Origin of the sequence: Pseudomonas germanica, from assembly GCF_019614655.1 — a bacterium.
GTDB lineage: Bacteria > Pseudomonadota > Gammaproteobacteria > Pseudomonadales > Pseudomonadaceae > Aquipseudomonas > Aquipseudomonas neuropathica.
In genome coordinates this window covers 743,439-757,243 of sequence record NZ_CP071586.1, presented here as the reverse complement: position 1 = coordinate 757,243, position 13,805 = coordinate 743,439, and the positions used below count along the sequence as shown (strand labels likewise).

Sequence of the window (13,805 nt, the reverse complement as noted above, 5' to 3'; positions counted from 1 at the left end):
GGCCAGACATGTAGTTTGCAGTTTGCCCGGCAAGTTCGGACTTAACGTCCTCTTCTTACCCTACAAAAGAGCGAACAACATGGACAGCCAAACTGCCGACCAAACCATCAAACTTGCAGAACTGGTAACGCAGGACTATTGCGTCCTTGCTTCGATTTCGCAATTTGGATCGCGAAACGGAACGGTCTGGACTAACAAAAACGCCCCGGTTTCCACTGTAACCAGCAAAAATCACCATCGTCTTTCTGATGAGCGATCGCAGATCAGCATCACGACATCGCCGGACAACTCAGTACCGGCTGTCGAAACAACAGCAGCAGCAATGTTCGAGATCATTATGGCGGAGGACCGTTATGAGACGGTCAATCGCGTAGCTTACAAAGATTACACATTCATAGGTGCCACTCAGGTGCGAGCAGTAGTATATGGCGGCGCAGACGCGAAATTGCTGATTGATCCTAACGTCGTTCTGAGCGCAGAAGAGTTTGTTTTTGCGGCAAGAGTCAATGACGTAGTAAAAGATCCCACTGCAGAGCGCGTTACGGAAAAGCGTTACATCAAAAAAGGGGAAAATCTCTACCAGGCCATGGTTATCACTTCGCGCTCGAGTTATATCAGCAAGCAGGATTTCAATAGAGACGATATGTTCAGAACACTGGCAGCTGGCGACACTTACCACGAAGACCAGCAGGTGTGGACCGTCCGAGAGAAGCGAGTGTTTTATCTGGAGACAATTGGTGGCATCGATTTCTATGGGCGAGAAATCCTGCTGTTCTGAATGGCGAAACTAAAGTGAAACCGACGCGCCCTCAAGGCGCGCCGGTTCTGTACCAGAGTCACTCATTTCAATCGGAACCCACCCATCTGCCGCGCCAGATCATCCGCCAGTTTCTGCAACATCTGACAATCCTCGCGGCAGGCCCTGACCTCCCCCGCCGTCGCCCGCGCCAGATCAGAAATCCCCTGCACATTCCGGTTGATCTCGTCAGTCACCGCCGACTGCTCTTCCGTCGCCGTCGCCACTTGATGGTTCATATCGCTGATGCGCTCGACCTGACCGGTAATCGCCGTCAACGACGCTCCGGTGCGCTGGCTCGACTCAACCCCTGTGCCGGTCGCGGCCTGACCGGTGCGCATCGACGACACGGCGTTTTCCGCGCCTTGCTTGAGGCTGCCGATCATCTGCTGGATTTCGTCAGTGGATGCCTGCGTGCGGCGCGCCAAAGTGCGTACTTCATCGGCGACGACGGCGAAACCGCGCCCCATATCCCCGGCCCGCGCCGCTTCGATGGCGGCGTTGAGCGCCAACAGGTTGGTCTGCTCGGACACGCCACGAATCACCGCCAATACAGAATCGATCGAAGCCACCTGATGCGCCAGCTCACCGACCGCGCCCGCCGCCACGCCAATCTCATCGGACATGCTTTCAATATGCCGAATCGAGCCGCCGACCACCTCCCGCGCCTGCATTGCTTCATCCCGCGCGGTCTGCGAGGCCAGCGCCGCGTTACCGGCGTTTTGCGCGATTTCCTGCACGGTCAAACCCATCTCGTGAACCGCCGTCGCGACCATGTCGGTCATTTCCTGCTGGCGGCCCGAGCGTTCAGCCGTGTTCTCCACCACTTTCGCCACTTGCCCCACGGCCGTACGCAGTCGCTCGCTGGTGGTCAGTACTTCGCCGATCAATCCGCGCTGGCTATCGAGGAAACGATTGAAGCCGCGAGCGAGGTCGCCCAGTTCATCGGCACGGCTGGAATCTAACCGGTGGGTCAAATCTCCACCGCCGCTACCAATCGCTACCAGCGCCGCTGTTACCTGACGAATCGGCCGCACCAGCCCTTGCGCCAGCCACACCACCAAAGCGAGGCACACCAGCGCTACGGCCAGACCGATACCGCCGCTCATCCACATCGCTTTACGGGCTTCGGCGTAGATCTGCGATTGCGGCACTTCGGCCACCAGGGTCCAGCCCAGATCGCGCAGCGGCAGGCTGAAGGCGAGGAAGTCTTCACCCTCCCTTTGGAAGCTGCTGCTCACAGCATTTTTTTGACCCATGACGGCTTGAGCAGCGGAGGCGCCAATCTGCTCCGTCAGGGTGCGCTTACCGCTGAATTGCGCCTCGGGATGCACCTGGATCAAACCATCGGAACGCACGAGATAGACCTTGCCGCGCTCGCCAAAGCTGAAGTTGTGAATCAGCTCCGACAGCTCTTTCATGCTCAAACCGAGCCCAGCCACACCGACCACTGTACCGGCCTGCTCGACCTTCAAATCGATGAACAGCGCCAGTTCTCCGGTGGCGCCATCGTTGTCGATATTGAGAGTGCGCGGCTGATTGCTGTCGAGGAAGGAATAGAACCACGCGTCAGCCGGTTTTGAACGGCTGAGGGTGCGATCCAGGCCTTTTTCGGTGATGTAGTGATTGGATTCGGTGCCGATGATCAAAGCAGTGAAGGCTTTATGTTCGGCGCGGATGCCTTCCAGATACTGCGCGAAGCCAGCCGTTTTGCTGCTGTCTTCGCCTGAGGCGAGCCAGTCACGGACCATCGTATTACTGGCAATATCCTTGGCGGCTGTCAGCGGTTGCACAAGGATCCGTTCGATATCGTTGCGCGTCGCTTCGATGCTCGACGGCAGTGCTTGTTCGACCAGATAGCTCTGGGCGAGGCGGTTGACCACCAGGGTATAAATGCCAACCACGATCAGGATACTGACCAGCAGGGCGGTGCCCATGCTGAGAATCAGCTGCCATTGAATACTGCGTCGCCACAACTGCATGGAGCACCCCCAAAGAATAAGAGGCAGAAACACTGCAACTGTCGCGCCAGATGTATACAAAAATCACGCAAACAAGAGACAAACCCTAAAGCAGCGATCTTCGACCAGCAAGAAGCGGGCCGATTTCATAGGGAGAACACTGTCAACTCTGACAGGTTACAGGGCGCATCGCGTGGCATAGATTGCAGTTTCCCTGTCTGTGCCCAAGCATTCGCTTCACAGACTCATGCTGTACTAGCAGGAGAAAGATCATGGCTGATACAAGTCCAGCTGAAAGCTTTGTACAGACAATTTCTGACAACGATACGTTTGTGAAATCAGCGCAGGTCGGCGACTTTGTCGACGGATCCAGCATGCTATCGATGATCACCCGAAAACACTTCACCGAAGTCATGGTTTTCCCCGTAATCCATTACAAAGCTACGATCACTACGTTCTCAGGCGCGACGTTCAGTACAACTCAGCCGATCGCAGGATCAGAATATATAAACCTGCTTTCGCGCGGAGATGAAGTGACGATCGACGAGACGACCTACTGGGTCTCCCACGGAGAGTTTAAGAAGCAAACCAACGGAGAGTGGTTGAGGAAGATCTACTGGCAACCAGTGACTAAAACTCAATAAACACAGAGCCGTTCATATATGAGCGCCTCGAAGTACCGAGGCGCTGCAAAAACGCGCTTCAACCCTGATTGATGGTCTTGGCGATGGTGTCGACCGTGGCGCTGACTTGCTCTTGGTAACGGTCGAGTTCTTCCTGGTGTTGCTTCTTCATTTCGATCTGCTGCGAGCACAGATTCATCGCCGCCAGCACCAGCAAACGGTCACCGATCAGTGTCGGGTATTTGCGCTTGGTGTCATCCAGCGCTGCCTTGAGCATCATGGCCGCGTCCAGCAGGGTCTGTTCTTCCCCGGCCGGTGCCTTGATCGAATAGTCCTCCCCGAGAATGGAGACGACTTTTACCCCTGCTGTGTGGTGGTTCATGCGCTGACAGGACCTGCGTTGACGCGATCAACCAAGGCTTGAATGCGGGCCGCGGTGGCGCCGTGCTTTTCTTCCTGTTCCATCAGGTTCAGTTGCAGGCTTTCGTTTTCATCCTTGGCCTGGGCCAGTTCCGTGGACAGGGTCTGGTTGGTTTGCGCGAGGGTCTGGTTCTGTTGCACCAGGTCGCTGACGAGCTGTTCCAATTGGCTGAGGGATGCTTCCAACATTTTGATCTTCCAAGCGTTTTTCAAAGGGCGCGTACGATAAAGAAAAGTCACCACGGATGCCAGGGTTAAACCGGCGCAAAGCCTTGATTTTCCTGGTGGCGGACCGTTCCTGCGAGTTTTAAAGACTGTGATCTGCCGATCTGGTTCCTGCACTTCGTCGCCCAGGCCCTTCTGCGACAAATACGCACAGTGCCTCAAGACTTTAGTCGCATGACCGATAAGTCATCCATACAGCAGTCTCAGCCCGCATGGATGCGGCCCTCTCTTGGTATCCGCCCCATGTCCCTTCGCAATATGAATATCGCCCCACGGGCGTTTACCGGCTTCGCCCTGATTGGCGGCCTGATGCTGATTCTGGGTGTGTTCGCACTGAATCAGATGAGCAAAATCCGCGGTGCAGCCGAGAACATCTCGTCCACCAGCGTACCGAGCATCAAGAACCTCGACGAGTTCACCCAGTTGACCCTGCGCCTGCGCGTGCTGTCGTACCGCTTGCTGGTCAACCGCGAGCCAGACGTGCAGCAGAAAACCGTTGAGCTGCTGGACATGCGTAACCAGCAGATCCGCAAGGCCCAGAGCGATTACGAGCCGCTGATCGGCAGCCCCGAAGAGCGTGCTGCCTATGACCAGTACGTGCAGTTGCTCGGCCAGTACCGCCAGATCGAAGACCGCATGAAGAGCCTGTCGCGCAACAATCAGGTGGATGAGCTGCGCACCCTGCTCAACACCGAGTTGCTGAACAACTCCGAAGCGGTGAACACCGTGCTCAACCGTCTGATGCAGATCAACGGCGAGCAGATCAGCGAGACCAATCAGCAAGCGGCCGATCAGTACTCTTCGGCGTTTGATCTGGTGGTGACCCTGCTGGTGATCGCCACTGGTCTGACCTTCCTGTTCGCCTGGCTGCTGACGGTGAGCATCACTAAACCAATTTCCAAAGCACTGGACGCTGCGGAAACCATCGCCGAAGGCAACCTGACCCAGCCGATCCATGTTGACGGTGAAGACGAGGCCGGTCGCCTGCTCGCAGCCATGGCCAAGATGCAATCGAAGCTGCGTGACACCCTGCAACGCATTTCCGGCTCGGCCACTCAGCTGGCTTCAGCGGCTGAAGAGCTGAACAGCGTCACCGACGAAAGCGCGCGTGGCCTGACTCAGCAGAACAACGAGATCGAACAAGCGGCCACTGCGGTCAACGAAATGACCAGCGCCGTAGAAGAAGTCGCCCGCAATGCGGTGAGCACCTCCGAAGCCTCGAAGAACGCCACCACTTCGGCTGGCGACGGTCGTGACCTGGTCCAGGAAACAGTCAGCGCGATCGAACGCATGAGTGCCGATGTACAGAGCACTGCCAGCCTGATCGGCGATCTGGCCAATGAATCCCGTGACATCGGCAAGGTGCTCGACGTGATTCGTGGCCTGGCCGATCAGACCAACCTGCTGGCACTGAACGCAGCGATTGAAGCGGCACGTGCCGGTGAAGCGGGTCGTGGTTTTGCCGTGGTGGCGGATGAAGTGCGTGCCCTGGCGCACCGTACTCAGCAGTCGACCAGCGAAATCGAGCGGATGATCGGCAGCATTCAGAGCGGTACCGAACACGCCGTGGATTCGATGCGTAACAGCACCGAGCGTGCCGAGTCGACGCTGAACATTGCTCGAGGTGCCGGCATGTCGCTGGACACCATCAACACCGCCATCGTCGAGATCAATGAGCGCAACCTGGTGATCGCCAGCGCCGCCGAAGAGCAGGCACAAGTGGCGCGGGAAGTGGATCGTAATCTGGTGAATATTCGTGATCTGTCGGTGCAATCGGCGACCGGCGCGAATCAGACCAGTGCGGCGAGTAATGAACTGTCGCGGTTGGCGCTGGACCTGAACAACATGGTTGGGCGGTTTAGCCTGTAAATTTTGAGATCAAGATCAAAAGCCCCTCACCCCAGCCCTCTCCCAGAGGGATAGGGGGAAAGGGAGCAGATCTTCATGCCTTTCAAAACCTGCGCTCGACTCGGAATTTCAGGTCGGTGCAACTTGAACAAACACCGCGCTCGGTCCCCCTCTCACCCCGGGAGAGGGGGAAAGGGGGCAGATCTTCGTGTTTTCAAAACCTGAGTTCGACTCAGGATTTTCAGGTCGATGTACCTTGCACAAACACTGCGATCAGTCCCCTCTCCCTCCGGGAGAGGGCTAGGGTGAGGGCAGCAACCGACAGTCGAACCCAAACCTCGAATCCCCCAGCGCAAAAACCTTTTTGACAGCATCACATTTCAACAGGTTAGAATCGCTGGCACGCAGACTGCATGGTCAGTTTGTGCCCGTTTTTACGCTTCTGGAGTACTGCCTTTGAATGCGACGACCATCAACAGCCTGTTCTTGATCGGCGCGTTGCTGGTAGGCGCAAGCATTCTCGTCAGCTCGCTTTCTTCCCGTCTCGGCATCCCGATTCTGGTCATCATCCTCGCTGTCGGCATGGCCGCCGGGGTCGATGGCGGCGGGATCATCTTCGATAACTACCCGACGGCCTATCTGGTCGGCAACCTCGCCCTGGCGGTGATCCTCCTCGACGGCGGTTTGCGCACGCGGGTGTCGAGTTTCCGCGTGGCGTTATGGCCGGCGTTGTCGCTGGCCACGGTCGGGGTGTTGATCACCACCGGGCTGACCGGCATGGCCGCTGCCTGGCTGTTCGATCTCAATCTGATTCAAGGCTTGTTGATCGGTGCCATCGTTGGCTCGACGGACGCCGCAGCGGTGTTCTCGCTGCTCGGCGGCAAAGGCCTGAACGAACGGGTGACGGCCAGCCTGGAAATCGAATCCGGCAGCAACGACCCGATGGCGGTGTTTCTCACCGTGACCCTGATCGACATGCTCGCCAGCGGCCAGACCGGTTTGCACTGGAGCCTCCTGACCCACCTGATCCGCGAGTTCGGCATCGGTGGTGTGATCGGCCTGGGCGGTGGCTGGCTGATGCTGCAACTGGTCAATCGAATCAACCTCGCTGCCGGTCTGTATCCGATTCTGGTGATCGCTGGCGGTCTGGTGGTATTCGCCCTGACCAACGCCATGCATGGCAGCGGCTTCCTCGCGGTTTATTTGTGCGGGCTGGTGATCGGCAACCGTCCGGTGCGCAGCCGTCACGGCATTCTGCACATGCTCGACGGCATGGCGTGGCTGGCGCAGATCGGCATGTTCCTGGTGCTGGGGCTGCTGGTGACGCCGCATGATTTGCTGCCGATCGCCTTGCCCGCTCTCGGTCTGGCGCTGTGGATGATTCTGTTTGCGCGACCGCTGTCGGTGATGGTCGGCCTGCTGCCGTTCAAAGCGTTCCATGGGCGTGAAAAAGCCTTTATTTCCTGGGTTGGTCTGCGCGGCGCGGTGCCGATCATTCTCGCGGTGTTCCCGCTGATGGCCGGGCTGCCGAATGCGCAGCTGTACTTCAACCTCGCCTTCTTCATCGTGCTGGTGTCGCTGCTAGTGCAGGGCACGAGCCTGCCATGGGTCGCCAAGCTATTGAAGGTGACCGTGCCGCCAGAGCCGGCGCCGATTTCTCGCGCAGCGCTGGAAGTCCACGTCACCAGCGAGTGGGAGCTGTTCGTGTACAAGCTGGGCGCGGAGAAATGGTGCATCGGTTCGCCCCTGCGCGAACTGAAAATGCCCGAAGGTACACGTATCGCTGCGCTGTTTCGTGGCCAGCAACTGCTCCATCCGTCGGGTAGTACAGTGCTGGAAGTCGATGATCTACTGTGCGTTATCGGCCATGAACACAACCTTGGCGCCCTCGGAAAACTGTTCAGCCAGGCGCCGCAACGCGGCCTCGATCTGCGTTTCTTCGGCGATTTTGTACTCGAAGGAGACGCCCAGCTTAAAGCGGTTGCAGCGCTGTATGGCCTGCCGGCCGAGGGCATCGATCCGGACATGACCCTGGGCGCGTTCATTGCCCACAAGGTCGGTGGTGCACCGATCGTTGGTGACCAAGTGGAGTGGAACAACACTCACTGGACGGTTGCGGTCATGGACGGGAACAAGATCGGCAAAGTGGGCGTCAGATTCCCCGAAGGAAGTCGCCCGGGCCCCGGGCTCTTCCTCTAAACTGCGTCCACTATCACTTGTTTGACCGGTCTCTATGCCTACCCTGCGCTCCTTTTTCGTCGCGGCCCTGCTGGGCCTGAGTCTCACTGTCGGCCCGCTTTACGCCGCCGAACCGCCCTCCAGCGACGCCGTGCAGGCCAGCCTGGACAAACTCGCCGACAGCAAACTGCCGGATGCCGATAAGAAGGCCCTGCAGACCGTCCTGCAGAACACGCTCAATCAGCTGAACAATCAGCGTGATTACGAACAGAAACTGATCGATCTCAAGCAGCAACTGGCGACCGCCCCCAAGCAGACCATTGAAAACACTCGCGAGCTGGCCCGCCTCAAAGCCAACGCCGTGGTGTCGGTGGCGCAGCGTTTTCCCAAGGAGTCGATTCAGCAACTGGAGCAAATCCTCACCGATCGCTCGACTCAGCAAAGTGACCTGCAGAAAGCCCTCGCCGACGCTAACAGCCTGATCATCACTGCGCAGACTCGCCCCGAGCGCGCGCAAGCGGAGATATCCGCCAGCCAGACGCGCATCCAGCAGATCAACAACATCCTCAAATCCGGCAAGGACGCGGGTAAAACCGTCACCGCTGAGCAGCGCGACCAGTTGAACGCCGAACTGGCGGCGCTGAATGCGCTGATCCCGCTGCGTCGTCAGGAGCTGGCCGGCAATAGCCAGCTGCAGGATCTGGGCAATGCTCAGCATGACTTGCTTTCGGAGAAGTCCGATCGCCTCGACCGCGAGATCCAGGAACTGCAAACCCTGATCAACCAGAAGCGTCTGGCGCAGTCGCAGGAAACCGTTACCCAACAGTCGATCGAAGCGCAGAAGGCCGGTAGCAGCAGTCTGCTGGCCATCGAAAGCACGGCGAATCTCAAGCTGTCCGACTACCTGCTCAAAAGCACTGACCGCCTCAACGAAGTCACCCAGCAGAATCTGCAGACTAAACAACAGCTCGACAGCCTGACCCAGAGCGATTCAGCGCTGGACGAGCAGATCAGCGTGCTCAAGGGCAGCCTGCTGCTGTCGAAGATTCTCTACAAACAGAAACAAGCCCTGCCACGTCTCAAAGTCGACCGCGATCTGGCGGATCAGATCGCCGACATTCGCCTGTGGCAATTCGACGTCAGCCAGCAGCGTGAGCAACTGAGCAATCCGGCCGCCTATGTCGACAACCTGCTATCGACGCAGCCGCCGGAGCAGGTCACCCCGCAATTGCGCAAAAACCTGCTGGATCTGGCCAACACCCGCGCCGATCTGCTGGAGCGGCTGAACCGCGAACTGAGCGCCATGCTCAACGAGTCGATCACCCTGCAACTCAATCAGAAACAACTGCTGAGCACCGCGCAGGGTCTGCGTGCGACGCTCGATGAGCAGATGTTCTGGATTCCAAGCAACAAGCCGCTGGATCTGGAATGGATGCGCGCGGTGCCGGAGCGCCTGAAACGCCAGGTCGACACCTTGCCATGGGCATCCAGCCTCAGTGAACTGACTGACGGCCTGACTCAGCGACCGTTGTTGTTCCTGCCCTTGGCCTTGTTGATCGGCGCCCTGCTGTGGCGGCGCAAGAATCTGTACGCGCGGCTTAACAAGGTTCACCAGGACATCGGTCACTTCAAGCGTGACAGCCAATGGCACACCCCGCAGGCGATCCTGATCAATATTCTGCTGGCGATGCCGGTGGCGCTGGGCCTGGCGCTCTGCGGTCTGGCGTTGCAAATCGATGCCCGTGGACAGAACGCCAATATGGGTGCGGCTTTGCTGCAAATGGGTCAGGCGTGGCTGGTGTTCTACACCGCTTACCGGATTCTGGCGCCGGGCGGCGTGGCGGAACTGCACTTCCGTTGGGAAAAGCCGCAGGTCGAGTTCCTGCAAGGCTGGATCCGTCGACTAGGCCTAGTGGTCATGGCGCTGGTGACCATTGTTGCCGTCGCCGAATTGCAGCCGGCCGCACTGGCAGACGACGTGCTCGGCATGCCGGTGGTGCTGACCTGCTATGCCCTGATGGCCTGGCTGCTCAGCCGCCTGCTGATCAGCAGCCCGGCCCACGAAAACACTTCGCTGTTCCGCAAAGCCGTCGGCGTGATGTTCACCCTGCTGCCGATCGCGTTGTTCGTGGCGGTGTGCTTCGGCTACTACTACACCGCGCTGAAGCTCAGCGACCGCTTGATCAACACTCTGTACCTGCTGATGTTCTGGCTGGTGATCGAAGCCACCTTCGTGCGCGGCCTGAGCGTTGCCGCGCGACGTCTGGCCTACCAGCGTGCCCTGGCCAAACGGCAGGCGGCGAAAGAGGCCGGCGACGGCGAAGCGGTGATCGAAGAGCCGACCCTGGACATCGAAAAGGTCAACGAACAGTCCCTGCGCCTGATCCGTCTGGCCCTGCTCGGCGGCTTCATCGCGGCGCTGTACTGGGTCTGGTCGGATCTGATTTCGGTGTTCTCCTACCTCGACAACATCACTCTCTACGAATACACCAGCGGCACCGGTGCCAACATGAGCATGGTGCCGATCAGCATCGGCGACATGCTCGGCGCGCTGATCATCATCGGCATCACTTTCGCCCTCGCGCGCAACTTGCCCGGTCTGCTCGAAGTGTTTGTGCTGTCCAAGCTCAATCTCGCTCAGGGCAGTGCCTACGCGACCACGACGTTGCTGTCGTATGTGATCGCCGGTGTCGGTTTCGTCTCGACCCTGTCGACCCTCGGCGTGAGTTGGGACAAGTTGCAATGGCTGGTGGCGGCGCTGTCGGTGGGCCTCGGTTTCGGTATGCAGGAGATCTTTGCGAACTTCATCTCCGGCATCATGATTCTGTTCGAACGCCCGGTGCGAATCGGTGACACCATCACCATCGGCAACCTGTCGGGCACGGTGAGCAAGATCCGCATCCGCGCCACGACCATTACCGATTTCGACCGCAAGGACATCATTGTCCCGAACAAGACGTTCATCACCGGACAACTGATCAACTGGTCGCTGACCGACACCATCACCCGCGTCACGCTAAAACTCGGCGTCGATTACGGCTCGGACCTGGATCTGGTCAAGGAACTGCTGCTCAAGGCTGCCCGCGAGAACCCGCGTGTACTCAAAGAGCCTGAGCCGCACGTGTACTTCCTCAACTTTGGCGAAAGCACCCTCGACCACGAGTTGCGTATGCACGTGCGCGACCTCGGTGACCGCAACCCGGTGCTTGATGAGGTCAACCGCTTCATCAACCGCGAGTTCAAGAAGCAGCACATCAACATTTCGTTCCGCCAGATGGAGGTGTACCTGAAGAACCTCCACGGTCAGGAATACAAGATGGTGCCGATCGAGCCGGAAACCAAAACCATCGTGCCGATCGCCGACGATCAGAAACCGCTGCAAGAGCCACCGCCGGCCAAACTCGACTAACCGGTTTATTCCCAGCAGAATGCTCGGACATTCTGCTGGAGCCGGCCCTTGAAAGCCCTCGACGAACTGACCTTCGACAATCGCTTCGCCCGCCTGGGCGATGCGTTCTCCGCCCATGTGCTGCCCGAGCCGATCGATAATCCGCGTCTGGTCGTCGCCAGCCCGGCGGCCCTGGCCTTGCTCGATCTCGATCCGGCCGCAGCCGAAACTCAGGAATTTGCCGAACTGTTTGGCGGCCACAAGCTGTGGGCCGATGCCGAACCGCGGGCAATGGTCTATTCCGGGCATCAGTTCGGCGGCTACACGCCTCAACTTGGTGACGGTCGGGGCTTGCTGCTCGGCGAGGTCAACAACACTGCCGGCGAGCATTGGGACCTGCACCTGAAGGGCGCCGGACAGACGCCGTTTTCGCGCATGGGCGACGGCCGGGCGGTGCTGCGTTCGTCGATCCGCGAGTTTCTCGCCTCCGAAGCGCTGCACGCGCTGAATATCCCTTCTTCGCGCGCGGCCTGCGTGATCGGCTCCGACACCCCAGTCTGGCGCGAAAAGCAGGAGCGCGCGGCGATGGTGCTGCGCCTGGCGCCGAGCCACATCCGCTTTGGCCACTTTGAATACTTCTATTACACCAAACGCCCCGAGCAGCAAAAGCAGCTCGGCGAGCACGTGTTGGCCATGCACTTCCCCGAGTGCCTGGAGCAACCGGAACCGTATCTGGCGATGTTCCGTGAAATCGTCGAGCGCAACGCCGAGCTGATCGCTAAGTGGCAGGCTTACGGCTTCTGCCACGGCGTAATGAACACCGACAACATGTCGATCCTCGGCATCACCTTCGACTTCGGCCCGTTCGCCTTTCTCGACGATTTCGACGCCAACTTCATCTGCAACCATTCGGATGATCAGGGCCGTTACTCGTTCAGCAATCAGGTGCCGGTCGGCCAGTGGAACCTAAGTGCGTTGGCTCAAGCGTTGACGCCGTTCATCAGCGTTGAAGCCCTGCGCGAAACTCTCGGTTTGTACTTGCCACTGTTTCAGGCGCACTACCTCGACCTGATGCGCCGCCGTTTAGGCCTCACCACAGCTGAAGATGACGACCAAACACTGCTGGAAAACCTGCTGCAACTGATGCAGAACAGCGGCGTTGATTACACGCTGTTCTTCCGCCGACTCGGTGCAGAGTCCGCCGTAGAAGCCGTCGCCCGTTTGCGCGACGACTTCGTCGACATCAAGGGCTTTGACGCCTGGGGCGAACGCTACATCGCCCGCGTTGCCCGCGATGGCGACGCCGATCAGGAACAGCGCCGCACCCGCATGCACGCGGTCAATCCGCTGTACATCCTGCGCAACTATCTGGCGCAAAAGGCCATCGATGCGGCAGAGCAAGGGGATTACTCGGAGGTACGCCGGCTGCATGCAGTGCTGAGCAAACCGTTTGAAGAGCAGCCGGGGATGGAGGCTTATGCCGAGCGGCCACCGGAGTGGGGCAAGCATTTGGAGATCAGTTGTTCGTCTTGAACCAGCATCAGGTAAACACATCGATTGGCACATTGAAGCGCTCTGCCAACCAACGAATCTGGCGCAAGTTAAGCTTGCGCTTGCCGTTCAAAATCTCCGAAACAACCGACTGAGTACCAACACCCGGCAAGTCGCTCTGAGTCAGGCCGTGCTCACGCATCATGTAACCGAGAACCTCTTCGCCACTTGCCTGGGCCATGGGGTGATGGGTGTGATCCCATTCTTCGATCCAGTCACCGATGATGTCGACCAAGCTCATCAACGGGTGCGACTCATCATCGCCGGTAATTTCCAGCAGTTCGTCGACTGCCAATACCAAAGCATCGTAGTCGTCTTCGTTTTTCGGTTTCCGAACCACTGGAGAGACAAATTCCCAGTGCTCGACAACCGTTTTAATCAAAGCATTCATACCCTACCCTCCTTCCATTTACCGCGGTCATATTCGCGGTGATCCATCACATGCTTTATGTAGAGTCTCTGAGAGCGGTAACTGACAAAAGCAATCAGTCTCAATTTATTGCCACCGATATCGAAGACATGAAACTCGCCAACCTTGTCGGTCGCAGGAAATATCGATTTCATCGCAGAAAAATCCTTTGGATAAATTCTGCTCGCCAAACGAAACCACTGCGCCAGAGCACTTGCTGCTTGTGGCCATTGCTCCTTGGCCTGTCGAATGGGTTTTTCACTGAACACATGCATGCAACATCCTTATCGCATTCTGCTATGGGGAGTTAATCACAAACCAAAAATATCGCAAGTTGCGATAACACTAGGCAGACCAATGGATTGGCCTGCTGCGTCTTCAGCCTAGGCACAACGCGAGAGCCTGC

11 protein-coding genes and 1 pseudogene are annotated in these 13,805 nt (G+C 58.3%); 7 read left to right on the top strand and 5 right to left on the bottom strand.

What is annotated here, in order from left to right; genetic code table 11:
• Positions 1 to 79: 79 nt before the first annotated feature.
• Positions 80 to 778 (top strand): hypothetical protein, encoded by a 699-nt coding sequence (locus J0G10_RS03330; protein ID WP_095047242.1) that lies wholly within the window; start codon positions 80 to 82, stop codon positions 776 to 778.
• A 62-nt stretch (positions 779 to 840) separates the two neighbouring features.
• On the opposite strand, the gene J0G10_RS03325 is transcribed toward J0G10_RS03330, so the two are convergent.
• Positions 841 to 2,778, bottom strand: a complete 1,938-nt coding sequence (locus tag J0G10_RS03325; protein ID WP_220557433.1) for a methyl-accepting chemotaxis protein — start codon at positions 2,776 to 2,778, stop codon at positions 841 to 843.
• Positions 2,779 to 3,029: 251 nt separating this feature from the next.
• On the opposite strand from J0G10_RS03325, the gene J0G10_RS03320 reads away from it, so the two are divergent.
• Positions 3,030 to 3,401, top strand: coding sequence for a hypothetical protein (locus tag J0G10_RS03320; RefSeq protein ID WP_220557432.1), 372 nt, complete (start codon positions 3,030 to 3,032; stop codon positions 3,399 to 3,401).
• A gap of 58 nt (positions 3,402 to 3,459) precedes the next feature.
• On the opposite strand, the gene J0G10_RS03315 is transcribed toward J0G10_RS03320, so the two are convergent.
• Positions 3,460 to 3,762, bottom strand: coding sequence for a cell division protein ZapA (locus J0G10_RS03315; RefSeq protein ID WP_016987569.1), 303 nt, complete (start codon positions 3,760 to 3,762; stop codon positions 3,460 to 3,462).
• Positions 3,759 to 3,989 carry a hypothetical protein gene (locus J0G10_RS03310; protein ID WP_007909525.1) on the bottom strand — a complete coding sequence of 77 codons (231 nt, stop codon included), beginning with the start codon at positions 3,987 to 3,989 and terminating at the stop codon, positions 3,759 to 3,761. The genes J0G10_RS03315 and J0G10_RS03310 overlap by 4 nt, the downstream gene beginning before the upstream one ends.
• 210 nt (positions 3,990 to 4,199) lie before the next feature.
• Here J0G10_RS03310 and J0G10_RS30255 point away from each other — a divergent pair.
• The 5 genes and pseudogenes from J0G10_RS30255 to selO all read left to right on the top strand — a co-directional run.
• A pseudogene (locus J0G10_RS30255) lies at positions 4,200 to 4,991 on the top strand (MCP four helix bundle domain-containing protein); the annotation flags it as partial.
• 30 nt (positions 4,992 to 5,021) lie between these two features.
• Positions 5,022 to 5,894: a methyl-accepting chemotaxis protein gene (locus J0G10_RS30250; protein ID WP_371042268.1), complete on the top strand. Its 873-nt coding sequence runs from the start codon at positions 5,022 to 5,024 to the stop codon at positions 5,892 to 5,894.
• A 435-nt stretch (positions 5,895 to 6,329) separates the two neighbouring features.
• The gene (locus J0G10_RS03300) at positions 6,330 to 8,072 is read left to right on the top strand and encodes a potassium/proton antiporter (protein ID WP_220557431.1); all 1,743 of its coding nucleotides are present in this window, start codon (positions 6,330 to 6,332) and stop codon (positions 8,070 to 8,072) included.
• Between the two features lie 34 nt (positions 8,073 to 8,106).
• Positions 8,107 to 11,460, top strand: a complete 3,354-nt coding sequence (gene mscK, locus J0G10_RS03295) for a mechanosensitive channel MscK (RefSeq protein ID WP_095125321.1) — start codon at positions 8,107 to 8,109, stop codon at positions 11,458 to 11,460.
• A gap of 48 nt (positions 11,461 to 11,508) precedes the next feature.
• Positions 11,509 to 12,972: a protein adenylyltransferase SelO gene (gene selO, locus J0G10_RS03290; RefSeq protein ID WP_095125320.1), complete on the top strand. Its 1,464-nt coding sequence runs from the start codon at positions 11,509 to 11,511 to the stop codon at positions 12,970 to 12,972.
• Between the two features lie 7 nt (positions 12,973 to 12,979).
• Here selO and J0G10_RS03285 read toward each other — a convergent pair whose 3' ends face one another.
• Both J0G10_RS03285 and J0G10_RS03280 read right to left on the bottom strand, forming a co-directional pair.
• A complete protein-coding gene (locus J0G10_RS03285; RefSeq protein WP_095047236.1) occupies positions 12,980 to 13,381 on the bottom strand; it encodes a helix-turn-helix domain-containing protein in 402 nt (133 codons plus the stop codon).
• Complete coding sequence (locus J0G10_RS03280; RefSeq protein ID WP_095047235.1) at positions 13,378 to 13,674, bottom strand: type II toxin-antitoxin system HigB family toxin; 297 nt, start codon at positions 13,672 to 13,674, stop codon at positions 13,378 to 13,380. The genes J0G10_RS03285 and J0G10_RS03280 overlap by 4 nt, the downstream gene beginning before the upstream one ends.
• Positions 13,675 to 13,805 lie beyond the last annotated feature (131 nt).

Bases quoted from the DNA above. Each gene is read 5' to 3' on its own strand.
- J0G10_RS03330 (WP_095047242.1), top strand. From the start codon at position 80: ATGGACAGCCAAACTGCCGACCAAACCATCAAACTTGCAGAACTGGTA.
- J0G10_RS03325 (WP_220557433.1), bottom strand. From the start codon at position 2,778: ATGCAGTTGTGGCGACGCAGTATTCAATGGCAGCTGATTCTCAGCATG.
- J0G10_RS03320 (WP_220557432.1), top strand. From the start codon at position 3,030: ATGGCTGATACAAGTCCAGCTGAAAGCTTTGTACAGACAATTTCTGAC.
- J0G10_RS03315 (WP_016987569.1), bottom strand. From the start codon at position 3,762: ATGAACCACCACACAGCAGGGGTAAAAGTCGTCTCCATTCTCGGGGAG.
- J0G10_RS03310 (WP_007909525.1), bottom strand. From the start codon at position 3,989: ATGTTGGAAGCATCCCTCAGCCAATTGGAACAGCTCGTCAGCGACCTG.
- J0G10_RS30250 (WP_371042268.1), top strand. From the start codon at position 5,022: ATGGCCAAGATGCAATCGAAGCTGCGTGACACCCTGCAACGCATTTCC.
- mscK (WP_095125321.1), top strand. From the start codon at position 8,107: ATGCCTACCCTGCGCTCCTTTTTCGTCGCGGCCCTGCTGGGCCTGAGT.
- J0G10_RS03285 (WP_095047236.1), bottom strand. From the start codon at position 13,381: ATGAATGCTTTGATTAAAACGGTTGTCGAGCACTGGGAATTTGTCTCT.
- J0G10_RS03280 (WP_095047235.1), bottom strand. From the start codon at position 13,674: ATGCATGTGTTCAGTGAAAAACCCATTCGACAGGCCAAGGAGCAATGG.